Consider the following 16,252-nt stretch of genomic DNA (forward strand, 5'->3'; position numbering starts at 1 on the left):
AGATGGACGAACCACGCGTCCGAACGGCCGAGTTCCCTGGTCAGCTGCGGCGGTACCGGGAGGCCATGGCGTCGAAGACGCGCCGGGGTTCCCAGTGGGTGTCGTCGAGCATGCGGACCACACCGTAGGAGCCGAGGGCGGCGTCCCCGAGGCGGCTGAACCCGGCGAAGGTGAACCACAGCGCGGTGTCGACACCTTCCTCGTCGAACAGGTCGAGGAGTTCGGTGAGGTAGCGGACCTGCTCGTCCTCGTCGGGGACGGCGTCGGCCGGGACGTCCCACGCCATTCCGCCGCGCAGCCCCGCGCCCCGGTAGGGGCAGGTGCCGAACTCGGTCACCGCGACGGGTTTGCCGTGCGAGCGGTGGCGGCGCAGCTCGTCCCGGAAGGAGTCGAGGTTGTACTCGGCCCGGTAGGCGTCCACCCCGACGACGTCGAACGGTTCCCAGTCGACGAACTCCCACGGCGCGGACGCGTAACTGATCCGGCCGCCGAAAACCGGACGTATCGCGGCCACGGCCGTTGCCAGAACGGTGTTGAGCCTGTCCTGAACCGGCCCGAGCGTCGACCACCACTCCAGGTCGGCGTTGGCCATCGCCGTCATCCGGTCGCCGTAGGTCCGTCCGGGAATGAACCCCTTCCCGAACGCCGACAACTCACACCCCGCGACGAACACGACGTCCGTGCCGCGCCGCCGGTGAACCTCGGCCCGCCGGGCACACTCGGTGAGGTAGGGGACAAGGTCGTCCTCCGCCAGGTCGACCGGGAAGGGCGCGTACCACACCTCCAGGCCGGCGTCCGCGGCCTGCCAGGCGGCGGCATCGAGCCGATCGGGTTCGCGCCCGGAGATCCGCACGGCGTCACAGTGCAACTCCCCGGCGATCACCGCCAGGTCATGCCGAACACCGTCGGCGGTGAACACCGTCCGGGACAGCTCGTCCCCGGGGAGGAAACCGGTGTCGTAGTTGATCCCGAGCGCACGCATGCCGCCGACGCTACCCGCCCTGATCAGCGCTCCCATCGAGTCGGGGCCGGTGCGGCGTTACGGTATCGGTATGACCGGTACGTCGCAGGACGCGGTGCGGGCGTTGGCCGCGCACTACTCCAGGAGTGCGGAGCACTACGAGCGGCGGTGGGCGGGGGTGCTGCACCCGGTGAGCCTCGCTCTGCTGGAGCGGTTGCCGTTGCGGTCGGCGGGGTCGGTGCTCGATCTGGGGTCGGGGGTGGGGACGTTGTTGCCGGCGTTGCGCCGGCACGCGCCGGACGCGGTGGTCGTGGGGGCGGATCGGGCGGTGGGGATGTTGCGGCGGGCGCCCGGCGATTTCCCCCGGGTGGTCGCTGATGGGGCGCGGTTGCCGTTCGGCGGTGGGGTGTTCGATGTGGTGGTGGCGGCGTTCATGTTGTTCCACCTGCCCGAGCCGGCGGCGGGGGCGCGGGAGGTGTACCGGCTGCTGGCGTCGGGCGGGACGGTCGGGGTCGCGGTCTGGGGGGCCGATCCGCCGGTGCCGGCGGTCGACGTGTGGACCGAGGAGTTGGACCGGGCAGGCGCGCCGAAGGACACGCTGGTCAGTCGGCACGTCGACGTCAACACGGTCGACAAGCTGACCGGTGTGCTCGCCGCCGCCGGGTTCGGCGACATCCGGGTCGGGCCGGTGGCGTGGTCGCATCGGCCCGGTGTCGAGGACTTCGTCGAGCAGCATCGGACGGTCGGCTCGTCGTCGCGGCGGCTCGCCGGGTTGGACGGGGCGGCCAGGGCGGAGTGCGTCCGGGCGGTGCGGGCACGGCTGGCGTCGTTTCCGCCGGACGCGTTCGTCGACCGTCGGGAGATCCTGGCGGGCACGGCGCGGGCCTGACGTACCGGGGAGTGCTTGACGGGCCGGCCCGGACCGGCGAAGGTGATAAGACCTCACCTTTACCCGGGAGTAGCAATGGTGCGCAGCCGGTTCGTGGGTCTGGTTCTGGTGGCGATCGTCGCCCTCGTGGCGGGGAGTACGCCCGCCGCGACAGCGGCCGCGCCCGAGTTGTCCGCCGCCGACGGGGACTGTGTCGCGCTACGCGCACCGTCGGGCAAGTTCGTGGTGCGCAACGCGCTCGGCGGCTACCAGGCCACCGGCGGCGACGCCGGCCAGCCCTTCCGGCTCCAGCGGACCGGGGACCAGACCTTCCTGCTCTACGGCACCGGCCAGGACTTCCTCGGCACCGGGCTCGGTGTCCTCGGGGTGCTGGCCGCGCCGGCCGCCGGGCCGCGCACCGACTGGCGTCTGGTGGCCGACGGGGACGGGGCGCGGGTCGCCGCGGTCGCCGACGGGCGGGAGGTCGCGGTCGACCCGATCCTGCGCACGCTCGCGCTGCGCTCGTCGGGCACGCGGTTCGCGCTGGTGCCGGCCACGAACTGCGCGCCCGCCCCGGAGGCGCAGCTCAACATCGAGGGGACCCCGTTGTCCGGCACCACGCCCGACGGCCAGGTGCGTGGGATCGTCGACCTGCACAACCACCTGACCTCGTTCGAGTTCATCGGCGGGGAGATCCACTGTGGACAGCCGTGGAGCAGGTACGGGATCACCGACGCGTTGACCGACTGTCCCGACCACGAACCCAACGGCCTCGGCGCGTGGTGGGAGAACATCGCCGGCGGCGGCTACCCCTCCTTCACCCACGACACCACCGGCTGGCCGACGTTCACCGACTGGCCCAAGCACAACTCCTGGACCCACGAGGCCTCCTACTACCGCTGGCTGGAGCGCGCCTGGCGCGGCGGCCTGCGTGTCTACACCAACCTGTTCGTCAACAACGCCGCCCTGTGCGAGATCTACCCGCTCAAGCGCAACGCCTGTGACGACATGTCCTCCGTGCGCCTGCAGTCCCAGCGCATCCGGGAGCTGGAACGGTTCATCGACGACCAGAACGGCGGCCCCGGCCGCGGCTGGTTCCGGATCGTGACCGATCCGGCGCAGGCGCGGACGGTGATCGAGCAGGGCAAGCTCGCGGTGGTGCTCGGGGTGGAGGTGTCCCAGCCGTTCGGCTGCGGGGTCCGCAACGGCACGCCGCTGTGCGACCGGGCCGACATCGACGCGGGGCTCGACGAACTGTACGGGCTGGGCGTGCGGCGGATGTTCGTCTGCCACAAGTTCGACAATGCGCTGTGCGGGGTGCGTTTCGACGGCGGCACCGCCGGGGTGGTCGTCAACGCCGCCAACTTCTACTCCACCGGACGGTTCTGGGAGGCCGAAACCTGCACCGGGCCGGCGCACGACAACACGATCTCGGTGGAGAGCGACATCCTCGCCGGGCCGCTGGCCGCGCTGCTGCCACCCGGGGTGACGCTGCCGGTGTACCCGAGCGCGCCGCACTGCAACATCAACGGCCTGACCGACCTGGGTCGCTACGCGATGGACGGCATGATGTCCAGAGGCATGCTGATCGACATCGACCACATGGGCGTCAAGGCCATGGACCAGGCGCTGGACGTGCTGGAGGCCAGGGACTACCCGGGTGTCGTGTCCAGCCACTCGTGGCTGGACCCCAGCTACTACCCGAGGGTGCTCGCGCTCGGCGGTATCGCCGGCCCGTACGGTCACGGCACCAGCCAGTTCGTCGGTGAGTGGCGCAAGGTCCGCGACGCGGCCGGGCCGAACGCCGACTTCGGCACCGGGGCCGGGTTCGACACCGGCGGGTTCGGTCACCAGCCGCCACCGCGGGGTGACGCGGCGGCGCATCCGCTGGAGTACCCGTTCCCGACCTTCGACGGCGGGTCCACGGTGGACCGTCAGCGCACCGGGGAGCGGACCTACGACCTCAACGTCGACGGCATGGCCCACTACGGTCTGCTGCCCGACTGGCTGGCCGACCTGCGGATCGCGGCCGGGTCCGACGCGGACGCCATCATGGACGACCTGACGCGGGGCGCGGAAACGTACCTGCGAACCTGGGAGCGCGCGGAGGCGTTCTGATCACCGCAGACATCTGACGAATCTGTGGGCTGGGTGACGGGCTCGGCGCACTGCGTTGCAGTGTGCTGTCAGAGCCAGCGATAACCTTGACGGTTAATACATCCGATGTCTAACCTCCCCGACGTGGCTCGCATCGTCGCGCTCCGGCTCGCCAGGTTCGAGCCCCACCGCGTCCTACCACCGGTCACCGCCGGGCGATACCGTGCGCCCGTCGCCGGCGTCGACCGAAGGGAGGCGGGGTGCTGACCCAGACGACGGAGTCCAGCGCCGACCGGCCGCCGTTGCTGGAGGTGGCGGGGGTCAACAAGTCCTTCCCCGGCGTGCGGGCGCTGGAGGACATGCGCCTGGAGTTACGCGCCGGCGAGGTGCTCGCGCTCGTCGGCGAGAACGGCGCCGGCAAGTCGACGCTGATGAAGCTGCTCAGCGGCATCCACACCGCGGACTCCGGCACGTTCGCGCTGGCCGGGCAGCCGCTGCGGATCACAGGACCCAGGCACGCCACCGAGCTGGGCATCAGCATCATCCACCAGGAGTTCAACCTGGTGCCGCACCTGAGCGTCGCGCAGAACATCTACCTCGGCCGCGAACCGCGCCGGGGGATGCTGCTCGACGAGCGCCGGCTGGTGCGCCGGGCCAGCGAGCTGATCGAGCGGCTGTCGCTGCCGCTGGACCCCAACGCCGTGGTCGGCAAGCTGACCGTGGCCCACCAGCAGATGGTGGAGATCGCCAAGGCGCTCTCCTACGACCCCAAGGTCCTGATCATGGACGAGCCGACCGCGGCGCTCAACGACGCCGAGGTCGCCACCCTCCACGAACTGATCCGACGTTTCGTGCTGCCGGACACCGGGGCCATCTACATCTCCCACCGCATGGAGGAGATCCGCCGGATCGCCGACCGGGTCACCGTCATCCGCGACGGCAACTACGTGGACACCGTCGACGTCGGGTCCACGACCACCAGCGAGATCATCTCGATGATGGTCGGCCGCACCCTGGCCGAGAACGCCGGCCCGCAGGGCGTGCGGTCGGGCCGCGAGGTGCTGCTGGAGGTCACCGGGCTGTCGACGCGGGCGGCGCGCAACACCACCCAGCTCAAGGACGTCACCTTCGACCTGCGCGCCGGCGAGATCCTCGGCTTCGCCGGGCTGATGGGCGCCGGGCGCACCGAGACCGCGCGGGCGATCGTCGGCGCCGACGCGGTGACCGGCGGCGTGCTCACGCTGCGGGGGCGGCCGGTGCGGATCGCCAACCCGGCCGACGCGGTGGCCCACGGCATCGGGTACCTGTCTGAGGACCGCAAGCGCTACGGGCTGCTGCTGGACAAGGACGTCAAGACCAACGTGACGTTGAGCGCGCTGCGCAGCCGCTTCGCCAGGGGCGGGTTCGTCAACGACCGGGCGGTGCGCGCCACCGCCCGCTCCTACACCGAGTCGTTGCGGATCAAGACCCCGTCGGTGGACCAGACGACGAAGTTCCTCTCCGGCGGCAACCAGCAGAAGGTCGTGATCGCGAAGTGGCTGGCGCGTGACTGCGACATCCTGATCTTCGACGAGCCGACGCGGGGCATCGACGTCGGCGCCAAGGAGGAGATCTACGCCCTGCTCAACGAACTGGCCGAGCAGGGCAAGTCGATCATCATGATCTCCTCGGAGCTGCCCGAGGTGCTGCGGATGTCCCACCGCGTGGTGGTGATGAGCGAGGGCCGGGTGACCACGGTCCTCGACGCCGACGAGGCGACCCAGGAGAACATCATGCACTTCGCGACGTTGCGTCCCGACGAGAACGCGCGGGACGCCGTCGAGCTCGGCCTCGATCCCGCAGAGACCGGCGCGGAGACCGGCGCGGAGACCGGCGCGGAAACCGGCGCGGAGACCGGCGCGGACGAGCGGTTGGCTGACAGGGAGGGTGGGGCATGACCTCGACGAGGACGCCTGCGCGGGGGTCGCTCGGCAGCGGGTTCGTGACGGCGGCGAAGGGGCGTCTGCAGCAGCTGCTGGCGTTCGCGAGCCTGATCGTGATCTTCGCGTTCTTCTCCATCGCCAGCCCGTACTTCTTCACCTACGACCGGTTCGTGGTGATCCTGTTCTCCACCGTGGTGATCGGGACGCTGGCGATCGGGACCACGTTCGTGATCATCACCGGTGGGATCGACCTGTCGATCGGCACCGGGATGGCGTTGTGCGCGGTCATGTCCGGCGTGTTCATCGTCAAGCTGGACCTGCCGCTGGGCATCGGTCTCGTTGCGACAGTCCTCTTCGGAGGGTTGATGGGACTGGTCAACGGGGTGGCGATCGCGGTACTGAAGATCCCACCGTTCATCGCGACGCTGGCGATGATGCTGGTGGCCGAGGGGCTGGCGCTGGTGCTGTCGGACAGCGCGCCGATCTACTTCTCCGACGAGCCCGGCTACACCAAGATCTCCACCGGCAACCTGATTCCCGGCGTCGAGCTCCCCAACGCGGTGCTGGTGCTGATCGTGGTGGCGATCATCGCCGGGGTCCTGCTGACCAGGACGGTCCTCGGCCGGTACACGTACTCGATCGGCAGCAACGAGGAGGCCACCGCACTGTCGGGCATCGACGTGCGGAAATGGAAGATCATCATCTACGCGTTCGCCGGCCTGTTCATCGGCCTGGCCGGCATCATGATCTCCGCGAGGCTCGGCTCGGCCCAACCGGCGACCGGCATGGGCTACGAACTGCAGGCGATCGCGGCGGTGGTCATCGGCGGCACGTCACTGTCGGGCGGCCGGGGCTCGATCGTGGGCACGCTGATCGGCGCGCTGATCATCTCGACGCTGAACAACGGGCTGCAGATCATGTCCATTCCCCAGGAGTGGCAGAGCGTCATCCTCGGCTGCGTGATCCTCGTGGCCGTCTACACCGACATTCTCCGGAAGAAAGAGGCCTGATCGATGAAGATGCACAGGGCTGGCGCGCTGCTGGCCGGCGCTGCCATGGCCGTCTCACTCACCGCCTGCGGCGAGTCCGGCGATGCCGGTGGGGGCGGTGGTGGAGATGGTGAGCAGCCGTACATCGCCATCGTGTCCAAGGGCTTCCAGCACCAGTTCTGGCAGGCGGTGAAGAAGGGCGCTGAGGAAGAGGCCGAGAAGCAGGGCGCCAGGGTGACCTTCGTCGGCCCGCCCACCGAGGCCGACGTCGAGGAGCAGGTCAACATGCTCACCAACGACCTGGCCAAGTCCCCCGACGCGATCGGCTTCGCCGCGCTCGACAGCCAGGCCGCCGAGCCGCTGCTCCAGCAGGCCAAGAGCCAGGACATCCCGGTGATCGCCTTCGACTCCGGTGTGGACAGTGACGTGCCCCTGACCACGGTGTCGACCGACAACAAGGCGGCCGCGGCCGAAGCGGCCAAGCGGATGGCCGAGCTGGTCGGCAACAAGGGCAAGGTCGCGATGGTCGTGCACGACCAGACGAGCCGCTCCGGGATCGACCGCCGGGACGGGTTCACGGAGTGGATGGCGGCCAACGCCCCGGACATCGAGGTACTGGACCCGCAGTACGGTGGCGGGGACCAGCTGGAGTCGGCCAACATCACGAAGTCGATCATCTCGGCGAATCCCGATCTGGTGGGGATCTACGCGTCCAACGAGGGTTCGGCCATCGGCGTGATCAAGGGTGTCGAGGAGAGCGGCAAGTCCGGTCTCCAGTTGGTCGGGTTCGACTCCGGCAAGGCCCAGGTCGACGCCATCCGGGACGGGGCGATGGCCGGGGCGGTGACCCAGGACCCGGTCAACATGGGTCGTGAGTTGGTCATCGCGGCGATGAAGGCCATTGACGGGGAGTCGTTGCCGAAGACGGTCGACACCGGGTTCCGGTGGTACGACAAGACGAACGTCGATTCCGAGGAGATCGCCGCGGTTCTTTACGAGTAAAGGGTTTTCGGGGCGGCCGCGGTGGTTGATCGCGGCCGCTTCTCCCCGTTCGGGTCACCCGTTGCCTGACGACTGAAGGGCACCGAACCGTTCGCCGGAGACCCGCACCGACTCCGACGCGGACTCGAACGAGTCGCCGGCGCCCACCAGCAACGACACCAGATGCTCGGCCAGCCCTCCGGCCACGTACCCCCCGTTCTCCAGCATCACCAACCCGTGCACCGATATCCACAGCTGGTGCGCGCACAACCCCGCGTCAACCTCGCGGAACCGGCCCGCCGTGACGCACCGGGACACGCACTCCACCACCCGCCCCATCGCGTACCGCCCCTCCACGCGCCCCGCGCCCCGGCCGAACATCACCGCGAACAGGTGCGGGTTGGTCAGGGCCGCGTGCCGGTACACCCGCCCGTAGAGCGCCAGGTCGGCCACCGGGTCCGACGTTCGCCCGACCTGGGCGAGCATGTCGGCCAGGCGGGCGAAGCCGTCGTGGACGATGGCTCGTACGACGCCGCCCATACTGCCGAAGCGCGTGTACACCGTGATGGTCGACGAGCCGATCTCCGAGCACAGTCTTCGCGCCGTCAGGGTGTCTCCCTGGGCGAGCAGTCGCGCCGCGACCTCGACCATCTCCGAGCGTGCTCTGTCCTTCTGATGCCGGGTGCTCACCTTGACAGTGTTTCATAACGCCGATATGTTTAATAGCAGAACATCGTTATGGAATCCAGGAGGGGTCATGCAGAACGAACCGAACCAGGTCAACCACCCCACCTGCTTCCGGCTGGAGACCGGGATCGAGGTCATCGAGCGGTGGGCCGAGACCGCCAGCCAGGCGCGCCGCAACGTCGTCTACGAGGCGCTGTTCGCCATGGTCGACCGGTCGCTGTTCAACCGTTACCGGGTCGTGGACGACTACCGCCGGCCCAACGAGTTCTTCGTGATCGTCAAGGACGACCTCGCGATGAAGATCCGGGTCAACTGCTACGACTCGTTCGGGGTCGTCGGGATCGGGCCCTGCGGCCGGCTCTCCGACCTCCAGTCCGCCCCCTGGCACGCCGCGTAACCCCTCTCCGGTCGTGCCCCAGTGCCACTCACGCGCCGTTTTCCCCGCTCAGGCGCATTCCAGGAGATTTGTGATCGCTCGCGGTCACCGTACTCTGCGTGCAGAGACGTGTAACGGAATGCGCCATAACGGGGACGTGAATACCCACGGCGAAATGAGTAGAGCATGCGTGCTGAAATCAAGGTACTCGGCGCACTCGAGGTGACGGTCGACGGCAGGTCCGTCGTCCCGTCGGCGAGCAAGCCGCGTCAGCTGCTGGCCATGTTGGCCATCAACGTCGGTCGGGTCGTCACGAGCACGACGCTGATGGAGGAGCTGTGGGGCACCGGTTCGCCCCGCAGCGCCCCCGGCACGTTGCAGACCTACGTCCTACAGGTCCGCAAGCTGATCCGCGAGGCGCTACCCGCCGGCCAGCAGAACCTGGCCCGCGAGATCGTCGCGACCCGGCACACCGGGTACGTGCTGCAGATCGACCCCGATCACGTCGATCTCGTCCAGTACGGCCGACTGGCCACCGCCGGGCGGATCGCCGGGGCCGCCGGCAGGTACGAGGAGGCCGAACGTCTGCTCTCCGAGGCACTCGCCCTGTGGCGTGGGCCGGTCCTGGTGGACGTCCCCGCCGGGCCGCAGCTGGAGATCGAGGTGATGCGGCTGGCCGAGAGCCGGCTGACCGACCTCACCCTGCGCGTGGACATCGACCTCTACCTGCGCCGCCACCACCAGCTGCTCGGTGACCTCGCCGCGCTCTGCGCACGCCACCCGTACATGGAGAACTTCATGGCGCAGTACATGATCGCGCTGTACCGCTCCGGACGGATGGGTCAGGCCCTCCAGGTCTACCGCGACATGTCGGCCAACATCCGTGACCACCTCGGGGTCGACCCGTCGCAGCGGCTCCAGCAGCTGCACCGGGCCATCCTGACCGGCGACTCCATCGTCGACGACCCCCGCTTCATGGTGAACACCTGGGCGCCGGACGCCATCGCCAGCTGACACGCTCACGCGGGGTCATTCGGGAACACCTCCCGAACGACCCCGCCGGGCGCAGAGTGGTCAGGCCCCCGGCAGGACGGCCTGGTCAGTCCTGCCGGCAGCCCGTGTCCTGGTGCGCGCGGCCCACATCGCGACGTCGAGCTGGGCGAGCAGCGCCGGCGGATCGAAGATCCGCCTCGGCCGCAGCCAGATGTCGATGTCGCGGATCGGGCCACCGGTGGGGGAGACCTCCACCGGGCCGAACGAGGCGACGTAGGGCTGACCGGCGTTCGGCGAGTCGTGGCCGACGTCCACCGAGTGCGCCAGCACGTGCCAGCTCCCGGCCGGCACCCCGGTCAGCTCGAACGGACCGGCGCCGGGGAGCACCACGTGGCTCACCGGCTGCCCCTGGGCGATCCGCCCGGGGAACAGTCCGACCACCACCTGGCCCGGCGCCCCGCCGCGGGACTGCCAGACGTGACCGCGCAGCACGGCGTCGCCGTCGTGCTCGGGCGCGGCCAGCGGGGCGACCATGCCCCGGCACTGGCGGTACTCGGTCGGCGAGACGCCGACGCTGCCCCGGAAGCGGTAGCTGAACGTGCCGATGCTGTTGTAGCCGACCAGGTGGCTGATGTCGGCCACCGTCATCGAGGTCGTCAGCAGTAACCGCTTGGCCTCCTGCAGGCGCAGGGCTGACAGGAAACGACCGGGCGAGATGCCCGTCACCCGGAGGAACATCCGTGAGAAATGGAACTTGCTGAACATCGCCGTGCGGGCCATGTCGTCCATCGTGATCTGTTCGCCCAGATTCTCCTGCAATGCGCAAATGACACGCTCGACGGCCTTCTCGATTACATCGCCCATTATCTGGCACCACTTAGGTAAGGGTTGCTCATGAGTACGATTCGATGCCAAGGTAGGCTCGGCCGAAAGCCTTGACAACTGTTCTCCTGATGGGCTCAATTTTCTCACCACCTACGGGTCACCTAGGGGTCAGTAGTAGTGAAGGTCCACGCAAGAAGTGGCGTAGACCCAGCTCAGAGCCGGTGCTCAGGACGGCAACGATGGAGATGCCCGCCCTCGGAGGCCGTTGCGACAATCGGTATGTCGAAATCTCTGCCGACTCTCTCGGTGACGTGTTGGAGGTTCGCGTGGATGCGACCCCGATATTCTCTGACGAATCTCAGAAAATGACTCTGGAGGCATTCGCCGACACAATCGTTCCGGGCGTCAAACGTTTCCCCGACGATCGGGCGATCGCCGGTGTCGTGGACGATCCGGGGGCCGTCGCGGCCGGTGCGCTTGACCTGCTGGTCGACCCGGCGACCGGGGTGGCCGCGGGCCTCGCGCCGCTGTCGGACATGCTCAACGCGCACGCGGGCGCCTACGCCGAACGCACCGGGCTGACGCTGGAGGACGACGTGCCCGCGTTCGTCGCGCTGCCCTACGAGCACCGCGCCGAGCTGATCAGCGAGCTGACCGCCCCGGGCAACCCGGAGCGTGACGGCTGGATCGTGCTGGTGATGTTCAGCAACATGGCCTACGACATCGTTCCCCACCGGCCGACCGAGGACGTGCTGGCCGAAGGTGTTCCCAGCCTGCTCACCCTGGGCTACGCCAAGCCGGACTCCGACGGCCTGTGGCGGTTCCCGGACTTCGGCTACAACCGGGAACTCGCCAAGCGCCACCCGAACACGACCGAATCGGGGAGCCCCGAATGACCACGGAAAGCACCGACGTCCTGATCATCGGCAGCGGGTTCGGCGGCTCCATCGCCGCCTACCACCTGGCCGCCGGCGGCGCGAAGGTGACCGTCCTCGAACGCGGCCCATGGTTGTCCGCCAAGGACTTCGACCACGACTACCTCCTCGGTTCCTCCTACACCAGGGCCTTCGACTTCGTCGCCGGCGACGGGATGAGCCTGCTCGGCGGCAACTGCGTCGGCGGTGGCTCGGTGGTCTACTTCGCCGCCCTGCCCCGGGCCCCGGGGTTCGTCTTCGACAGGCAGGGCTCGATCGGGCGCCGGGTGTGGCCGGCCGCGATCAGCCGTGAGGCGCTCAACCCTTGGTACGACAGGGTTTCCGAGGTGCTGCCGGTGACCCAGCAGGACTGGGGCGACATCACCTACTCGGGCGGGCTGTGGGCCGCGGCGTGCAACCACAGTGGGCACACCGCCAACCCGGTCCCGGTCGGCGTGGACGCCAGCCGGTGCACCAACTGCAACTGGATGATGGCCGGCTGCCGGTTCGACGCCAAGCAGTCACTGCTGCTGAACTACCTGCCGGCCGCGTTGCAGCACGGCGCCGAGATCCGTCCGCTGCACGAGGTCCAGAAGATCTCGCACGCCGGCGACGGCCGCTACCGGGTGCACTACAACACCCTCGACGACGTCGACTACCGGGTGGCCACCGGCTCCGGCGAGATCGACGCCAAGATCGTCATCGTGGCCGCCGGTGCCGGCGCGACCCCGCCGATCCTGCAACGCTCCGAGGAGACCCTCGGCACGATGCCGCACGCGGTCGGCCGCTACTTCTCCGGCAACGGCGAGCGGCTCAACAACGCGGTCATCAACGAGGAGCGGGCCGCCGAGCTGCTCGGCATCCGCCGGCCGAACGGGAAGGCCTACGAGGCCTACCAGATCGGCAAGGGCCCGGTCGTCGCGTGCTGGGACTTCCTGGACGCCGGCCTGCCGGAGTACGACCGGTTCTCCATGGAGCAACTGTTCTTCCCGCCCGGCCTCGGCACGATCCTCACCCAGGTCCAGGACGCCACCGGGCCGAGCTGGTTCGGCCGCGAGAAGAAGGAACTGCTGCGCCGCTGGAAGTCGTGGCTGACGATCTTCCTGATGACCGAGGACGACAACGAGGGCGTGTTCGGCGCCCCGCCGCCCACCGGCAACTCCTTCCGTATCTCCCAGCAGATGCTCGGCCGTGGTCCGCTGCGCTACGACCCGACCCCCAACACGCTGCGGGGCTGGGCCCAGGCCGACGCCAAGGTCAAGGAGATCCTGGAGAAGGACGGCCTGGCGACGGTCATGCCGTGGACCAACGACGTGGTCGGTGCCTACACCGTGCACCCCCTCTCCTCCTGCCGCATCGGGGACGACCCGGCGACCTCGGCCCTCGACGACCGCCACGAGCTGCGCGGCCACCCCGGCATCTTCGTCACCGACGGTTCCGCGGTGCCGACCGCGCTGACGGTCAACCCGGCGCTGACCATCGCCGCGCTGGCCGAGCGGGCGATCCCGGGCATCGTCGCGGCGGCGCGGGACCGCGGCGTCGACGTTACTTACGGTGCACCGCTGCCCAAGGCGGTGACGAACAGCGTCGCCCGTCCGGCGGCATGAGCGGCGGATGGAGCATTGAGGACCCGCCCTGCGTATGTCACGCTGGTTGAGGCTTTCTGATCAGGGGCTCAACGCGGTCTGTCGTTGTTCTTGTTTGGAGGTAGCGAATGTCTTCACTGGAGGTTCCAGGCCTGGACGTCGCGGGGCGGGTGCGCGCCAGGGACATCCAGATGGCCGGCGTCGCCGACGTGCGACGCCGGGTGCTGATGATCTCGGGGGCGATCGACGCCGTCGACTACGACGTCTCGGTGTCGATCAACCTCCCGGAACCGGGCCGGTGGCAGATCATCAAGTCCGAGACCAACCTGACCGACCAGGTGTGGGTCGCCATGCAGGTCACCACGGACGAGGACACGGTCTTCGTGGACGGCGGCGAGACGATGGTCATGTCCCGCCAGTTCCGCAAGACCTTCCTCACCCCCGACCAGCGGCGGCTCACCTTCTACGACGGTGAGGTTCGGCCGGGCGAGGCCGTGCTGAAGGTCTTCGAGATCGAGTCCGAGGGCCGGCGCCCGGCCTACGCCCACGCCCGGTACAGCCCGGTGTCGGCCGACAGTGCCGAGAAGTCCGAGGACCTGCTGCAGGAGATGATCTCCAACGGTATGCCGCAGCGTCCGGTCATCGAGGTGATCGTTCCGGTCACGGTCATCGGGTGACCACGTTCGTCCCCCATCCCCACCTGCTCGATTCGCCCCGCCACCGGGACTGGCCGCGCTATCCGGCGGCCACCCTCCCTGACCCGCCGCGCTGGCCGCCGGAGATCGCCGACGTCGTCATCGTCGGCGCCGGCCCGGCGGGGCTCGCGGTGGCCACGGCGCTGTGGCACGTCGGTGTGCCGGACGTGGTGGTCATCGACCGCGACGGCGAGCCGGTCTCCCGGTTCCTGGCGCGGATCGACCGGCTCGACCAGCGGGTGCTGCGGTCGCCCTACGAACACCACCCCGGCGTCGAGGGCTACCGCGACTGCGAGCTGCGGGACTTCGCGCGGCTGCACTGGTCGCTGCTGACCCCCGTGGAACGGCGGGAGATCCGGATGTCGCAGGCCGGGCACCGCTCGGTCGTCCCGGTCGACGTGTTCGAGGCCTACTGCCGGCACACCTCGGCGATCCACCAGGTGCCGCAACGGCTCTGGCGCGGCGAGGTCAGCCGGCTGGACGTCGGCGAGGACCGGGTCCTGGTGCGCGGCACGGACTTCACCGTCCAGGCGCGGCACGTCGTGCTGTGCCTGGGCGAGGAGCGCCGGGACGCGCCGGACCACTGGTGGACCGGCGGTCCGCCGGCCGGGGTCGACTACTGGGACGAGCCGGCCGGTGAGCCACCGGACCGGCAGATCGTCGTCGGCGCCGGGCTGACCGCCGCGCACCTGATCCGCAACGCGCTGGACTCCGGCACGCGGGTGGACTGGGTGCTGCGCAAGGACTCCGAGCGCTACCAGTGCTCGGACGTCAACGCGTCGTTCTTCCGGGCCGAGGGCCGCTCGCGGTTCGACGGGCACCGGGGTCCTGCGCCGTGGGCGGAGCGCCTGGCGCTGATGGCCGCCCAGCGGCGGGCATCGGTGATGTTCGAGTTCCGGCCGCTGCTGGAGGCGGCGGAGGCCGACGGGCGGCTGACCGTGCACCGGGGCCGGGAGATCCACGCGGTGTCGGACAAGTGCGTCGAGCTGGACCGGGGCGAGGTGGTGACCGGCGACCGGATCACCCTCGCGCTCGGCACGGTCCCCTCGATCGGCACCGGCCTGCTGCCAGACGAACTGGTCGGCGCCCGCGACGGCTGGCCCGACCTCGACGAGCGCACGCTGGCCTTCCGCCGCGCACCACGGGTGTTCGCGGCCGGCGCGGCCGCGGCGATGGTCCTGGGACCGGCGTCCCGCAACATCGACGGCCACCGGGTGGCCACGGCGCGGATCGCCGGCGTGATCGCCGCCGCCAGGACGCGGGAGGGTGCCGGTGCGCGGAACTGAGCCGTACGACACGGTGTTCTCCCTTCCCTCGGTGGACGACGACGCGGAGACCGAGATCGGTGTACTGCTGATGGGCCTTGGCCCGGAGCGGCTGCTGGCCGGGCTGGGCGTGGCGTGCCTGCGCGGCGACGCCGGCCCGGCGGAGGTGACGCTGGTCGTCGACCAGCTGCGCCACGACGCGGGCGGCGACCTGGCGCTGGCCGACGCGTTGCGCGCCGGGGCGGCGCGCTGGCGCGTGGCACACGCGGCGCTGGCCGGGGTCGTTCCCGGCGTCCGGTCGGCGTCACTGCGCCAGCAGTTGGCCGCGGCGAGCGCCGAGATCACCGGGATCGCCGGGAGCCCGGCGCAGCGGCTGTACCTGGTGGTGTGCTGGTTGCGGTGTGCCGAGATCACTCGAACGGCGGAGGAACACGGTGTCTTTCCTGAACTCCCTTCCTGAGAACCCGGTTCTGATGGACGTCTTCAGGCGGTTCCCGGACACGTCGCGGCCGCTGCTGGACTACCACGAGGTCCTGATGCGTGGTCCGGCGCCGTTCTCGGTGGCCGAGCGGGAGCTGATCGCCGCCTACGTCTCCGGCGTCAACTCCTGCGACTACTGCCACGGCGTGCACACGGTCACCGCCGAGGTGTGCGGCATCGAGCAGGGCGCGATCCCCGCCGCGCTCGCCGACCTGGACGCCGCGCCGGTCGGGGACACGCTGCGGCCGGTGCTGCGGTACGTCGGCAAGCTCACCCGCACGCCCTCCGCCCTGACGCCCGAGGACGCCGAGGCGGTGCGGGCGGCCGGCTGGGACGACAGCGCACTGCACTACGCGGTGATGGTGTGCGCGTTGTTCAACTTCATGAACCGGATGGTCGAGGGGCACGGGATCAGCGCGGGACCGGACTACTTCGCCGAGTCCGGCAAGCGGCTCAAGGAGACCGGCTACGCCGGGCTGAACCGCCTGCTGGATGACTGAACCCGGCGTTTCAGAAAACGATCAAGTGCGCACTCTGTGAGAAATCGCGGGCGCCCGAATGGCCTACAGTGAGCGCCACGATCACGACGTGGCTGGCGCCTACCGAGAACGCG

16 protein-coding genes are annotated in these 16,252 nt (G+C 69.6%); 13 read left to right on the plus strand and 3 right to left on the minus strand.

All coding sequences use genetic code 11. The features are described from left to right. Positions 1-40: 40 nt before the first annotated feature. Complete coding sequence (locus BLA60_RS07020; RefSeq protein ID WP_075132112.1) at positions 41-982, minus strand: glycoside hydrolase family 113 protein; 942 nt, start codon at positions 980-982, stop codon at positions 41-43. Between the two features lie 70 nt (positions 983-1,052). On the opposite strand from BLA60_RS07020, the gene BLA60_RS07025 reads away from it, so the two are divergent. The 5 genes from BLA60_RS07025 to BLA60_RS07045 all read left to right on the plus strand — a co-directional run bounded on the left by BLA60_RS07025 (position 1,053) and on the right by BLA60_RS07045 (position 7,839). Next, entirely contained in the window at positions 1,053-1,850 is a 798-nt protein-coding gene (locus BLA60_RS07025) for a class I SAM-dependent methyltransferase (protein WP_162292914.1), read from the plus strand. Positions 1,851-1,925: 75 nt separating this feature from the next. Further along, positions 1,926-3,947, plus strand: a complete 2,022-nt coding sequence (locus BLA60_RS07030) for an amidohydrolase family protein (RefSeq protein WP_075131902.1) — start codon at positions 1,926-1,928, stop codon at positions 3,945-3,947. Between the two features lie 239 nt (positions 3,948-4,186). Further along, positions 4,187-5,863, plus strand: a complete 1,677-nt coding sequence (locus tag BLA60_RS07035) for a sugar ABC transporter ATP-binding protein (RefSeq protein ID WP_245811852.1) — start codon at positions 4,187-4,189, stop codon at positions 5,861-5,863. Further along, entirely contained in the window at positions 5,860-6,858 is a 999-nt protein-coding gene (locus BLA60_RS07040) for an ABC transporter permease (protein WP_075131903.1), read from the plus strand. The genes BLA60_RS07035 and BLA60_RS07040 overlap by 4 nt, the downstream gene beginning before the upstream one ends. Positions 6,859-6,861: 3 nt before the next feature. Next, a complete protein-coding gene (locus BLA60_RS07045; protein ID WP_075131904.1) occupies positions 6,862-7,839 on the plus strand; it encodes an ABC transporter substrate-binding protein in 978 nt (325 codons plus the stop codon). Positions 7,840-7,893: 54 nt separating this feature from the next. Here the strand turns inward: BLA60_RS07045 and BLA60_RS07050 are convergent, their stop codons facing one another. Continuing rightward, positions 7,894-8,508 (minus strand): TetR/AcrR family transcriptional regulator, encoded by a 615-nt coding sequence (locus tag BLA60_RS07050; RefSeq protein ID WP_245811853.1) that lies wholly within the window; start codon positions 8,506-8,508, stop codon positions 7,894-7,896. A gap of 67 nt (positions 8,509-8,575) precedes the next feature. Between BLA60_RS07050 and BLA60_RS07055 the strand changes: the two genes are divergently transcribed. Together BLA60_RS07055 and BLA60_RS07060 are read left to right on the plus strand one after the other, a co-directional pair. Next, positions 8,576-8,902 carry a DUF6235 family protein gene (locus BLA60_RS07055; protein ID WP_075131906.1) on the plus strand — a complete coding sequence of 109 codons (327 nt, stop codon included), beginning with the start codon at positions 8,576-8,578 and terminating at the stop codon, positions 8,900-8,902. A gap of 165 nt (positions 8,903-9,067) precedes the next feature. Continuing rightward, positions 9,068-9,895, plus strand: a complete 828-nt coding sequence (locus tag BLA60_RS07060) for an AfsR/SARP family transcriptional regulator (RefSeq protein ID WP_075131907.1) — start codon at positions 9,068-9,070, stop codon at positions 9,893-9,895. A gap of 60 nt (positions 9,896-9,955) precedes the next feature. Here the strand turns inward: BLA60_RS07060 and BLA60_RS07065 are convergent, their stop codons facing one another. Further along, a complete protein-coding gene (locus BLA60_RS07065) occupies positions 9,956-10,693 on the minus strand; it encodes a helix-turn-helix transcriptional regulator (RefSeq protein ID WP_342744711.1) in 738 nt (245 codons plus the stop codon). A gap of 371 nt (positions 10,694-11,064) precedes the next feature. Here BLA60_RS07065 and BLA60_RS07070 point away from each other — a divergent pair, with 371 nt between their 5' ends. The 6 genes from BLA60_RS07070 to BLA60_RS07095 all read left to right on the plus strand — a co-directional run bounded on the left by BLA60_RS07070 (position 11,065) and on the right by BLA60_RS07095 (position 16,139). After that, positions 11,065-11,595, plus strand: coding sequence for a DUF5987 family protein (locus tag BLA60_RS07070; RefSeq protein ID WP_075131909.1), 531 nt, complete (start codon positions 11,065-11,067; stop codon positions 11,593-11,595). After that, on the plus strand, positions 11,592-13,220 hold the full coding sequence (locus BLA60_RS07075) for an FAD-dependent oxidoreductase (RefSeq protein ID WP_075131910.1): 1,629 nt from the start codon (positions 11,592-11,594) through the stop codon (positions 13,218-13,220). The genes BLA60_RS07070 and BLA60_RS07075 overlap by 4 nt, the downstream gene beginning before the upstream one ends. A 170-nt stretch (positions 13,221-13,390) precedes the next feature. Further along, positions 13,391-13,876 (plus strand): DUF6423 family protein, encoded by a 486-nt coding sequence (locus tag BLA60_RS07080; RefSeq protein WP_075132113.1) that lies wholly within the window; start codon positions 13,391-13,393, stop codon positions 13,874-13,876. After that, positions 13,873-15,180 (plus strand): FAD-dependent oxidoreductase, encoded by a 1,308-nt coding sequence (locus tag BLA60_RS07085; RefSeq protein WP_075131911.1) that lies wholly within the window; start codon positions 13,873-13,875, stop codon positions 15,178-15,180. Before BLA60_RS07080 ends, BLA60_RS07085 begins: the two co-directional genes overlap by 4 nt. Beyond that, the gene (locus BLA60_RS43050; protein WP_075132114.1) at positions 15,167-15,619 is read left to right on the plus strand and encodes a DUF6187 family protein; all 453 of its coding nucleotides are present in this window, start codon (positions 15,167-15,169) and stop codon (positions 15,617-15,619) included. The genes BLA60_RS07085 and BLA60_RS43050 overlap by 14 nt, the downstream gene beginning before the upstream one ends. A gap of 13 nt (positions 15,620-15,632) precedes the next feature. Further along, positions 15,633-16,139, plus strand: a complete 507-nt coding sequence (locus tag BLA60_RS07095) for a carboxymuconolactone decarboxylase family protein (protein ID WP_245811855.1) — start codon at positions 15,633-15,635, stop codon at positions 16,137-16,139. Positions 16,140-16,252 lie beyond the last annotated feature (113 nt).

The organism is Actinophytocola xinjiangensis (genome assembly GCF_001921215.1).
Lineage (GTDB): Bacteria > Actinomycetota > Actinomycetes > Mycobacteriales > Pseudonocardiaceae > Actinophytocola > Actinophytocola xinjiangensis.

Excerpts from the sequence above, each read along its gene's own strand:
- BLA60_RS07020 (WP_075132112.1), bottom strand. The coding sequence starts at position 982 with ATGCGTGCGCTCGGGATCAACTACGACACCGGTTTCCTCCCCGGGGAC.
- BLA60_RS07025 (WP_162292914.1), top strand. The coding sequence starts at position 1,053 with ATGACCGGTACGTCGCAGGACGCGGTGCGGGCGTTGGCCGCGCACTAC.
- BLA60_RS07030 (WP_075131902.1), top strand. The coding sequence starts at position 1,926 with ATGGTGCGCAGCCGGTTCGTGGGTCTGGTTCTGGTGGCGATCGTCGCC.
- BLA60_RS07040 (WP_075131903.1), top strand. The coding sequence starts at position 5,860 with ATGACCTCGACGAGGACGCCTGCGCGGGGGTCGCTCGGCAGCGGGTTC.
- BLA60_RS07045 (WP_075131904.1), top strand. The coding sequence starts at position 6,862 with ATGAAGATGCACAGGGCTGGCGCGCTGCTGGCCGGCGCTGCCATGGCC.
- BLA60_RS07055 (WP_075131906.1), top strand. The coding sequence starts at position 8,576 with ATGCAGAACGAACCGAACCAGGTCAACCACCCCACCTGCTTCCGGCTG.
- BLA60_RS07060 (WP_075131907.1), top strand. The coding sequence starts at position 9,068 with ATGCGTGCTGAAATCAAGGTACTCGGCGCACTCGAGGTGACGGTCGAC.
- BLA60_RS07070 (WP_075131909.1), top strand. The coding sequence starts at position 11,065 with ATGACTCTGGAGGCATTCGCCGACACAATCGTTCCGGGCGTCAAACGT.
- BLA60_RS07075 (WP_075131910.1), top strand. The coding sequence starts at position 11,592 with ATGACCACGGAAAGCACCGACGTCCTGATCATCGGCAGCGGGTTCGGC.
- BLA60_RS07080 (WP_075132113.1), top strand. The coding sequence starts at position 13,391 with ATGGCCGGCGTCGCCGACGTGCGACGCCGGGTGCTGATGATCTCGGGG.
- BLA60_RS07095 (WP_245811855.1), top strand. The coding sequence starts at position 15,633 with ATGGACGTCTTCAGGCGGTTCCCGGACACGTCGCGGCCGCTGCTGGAC.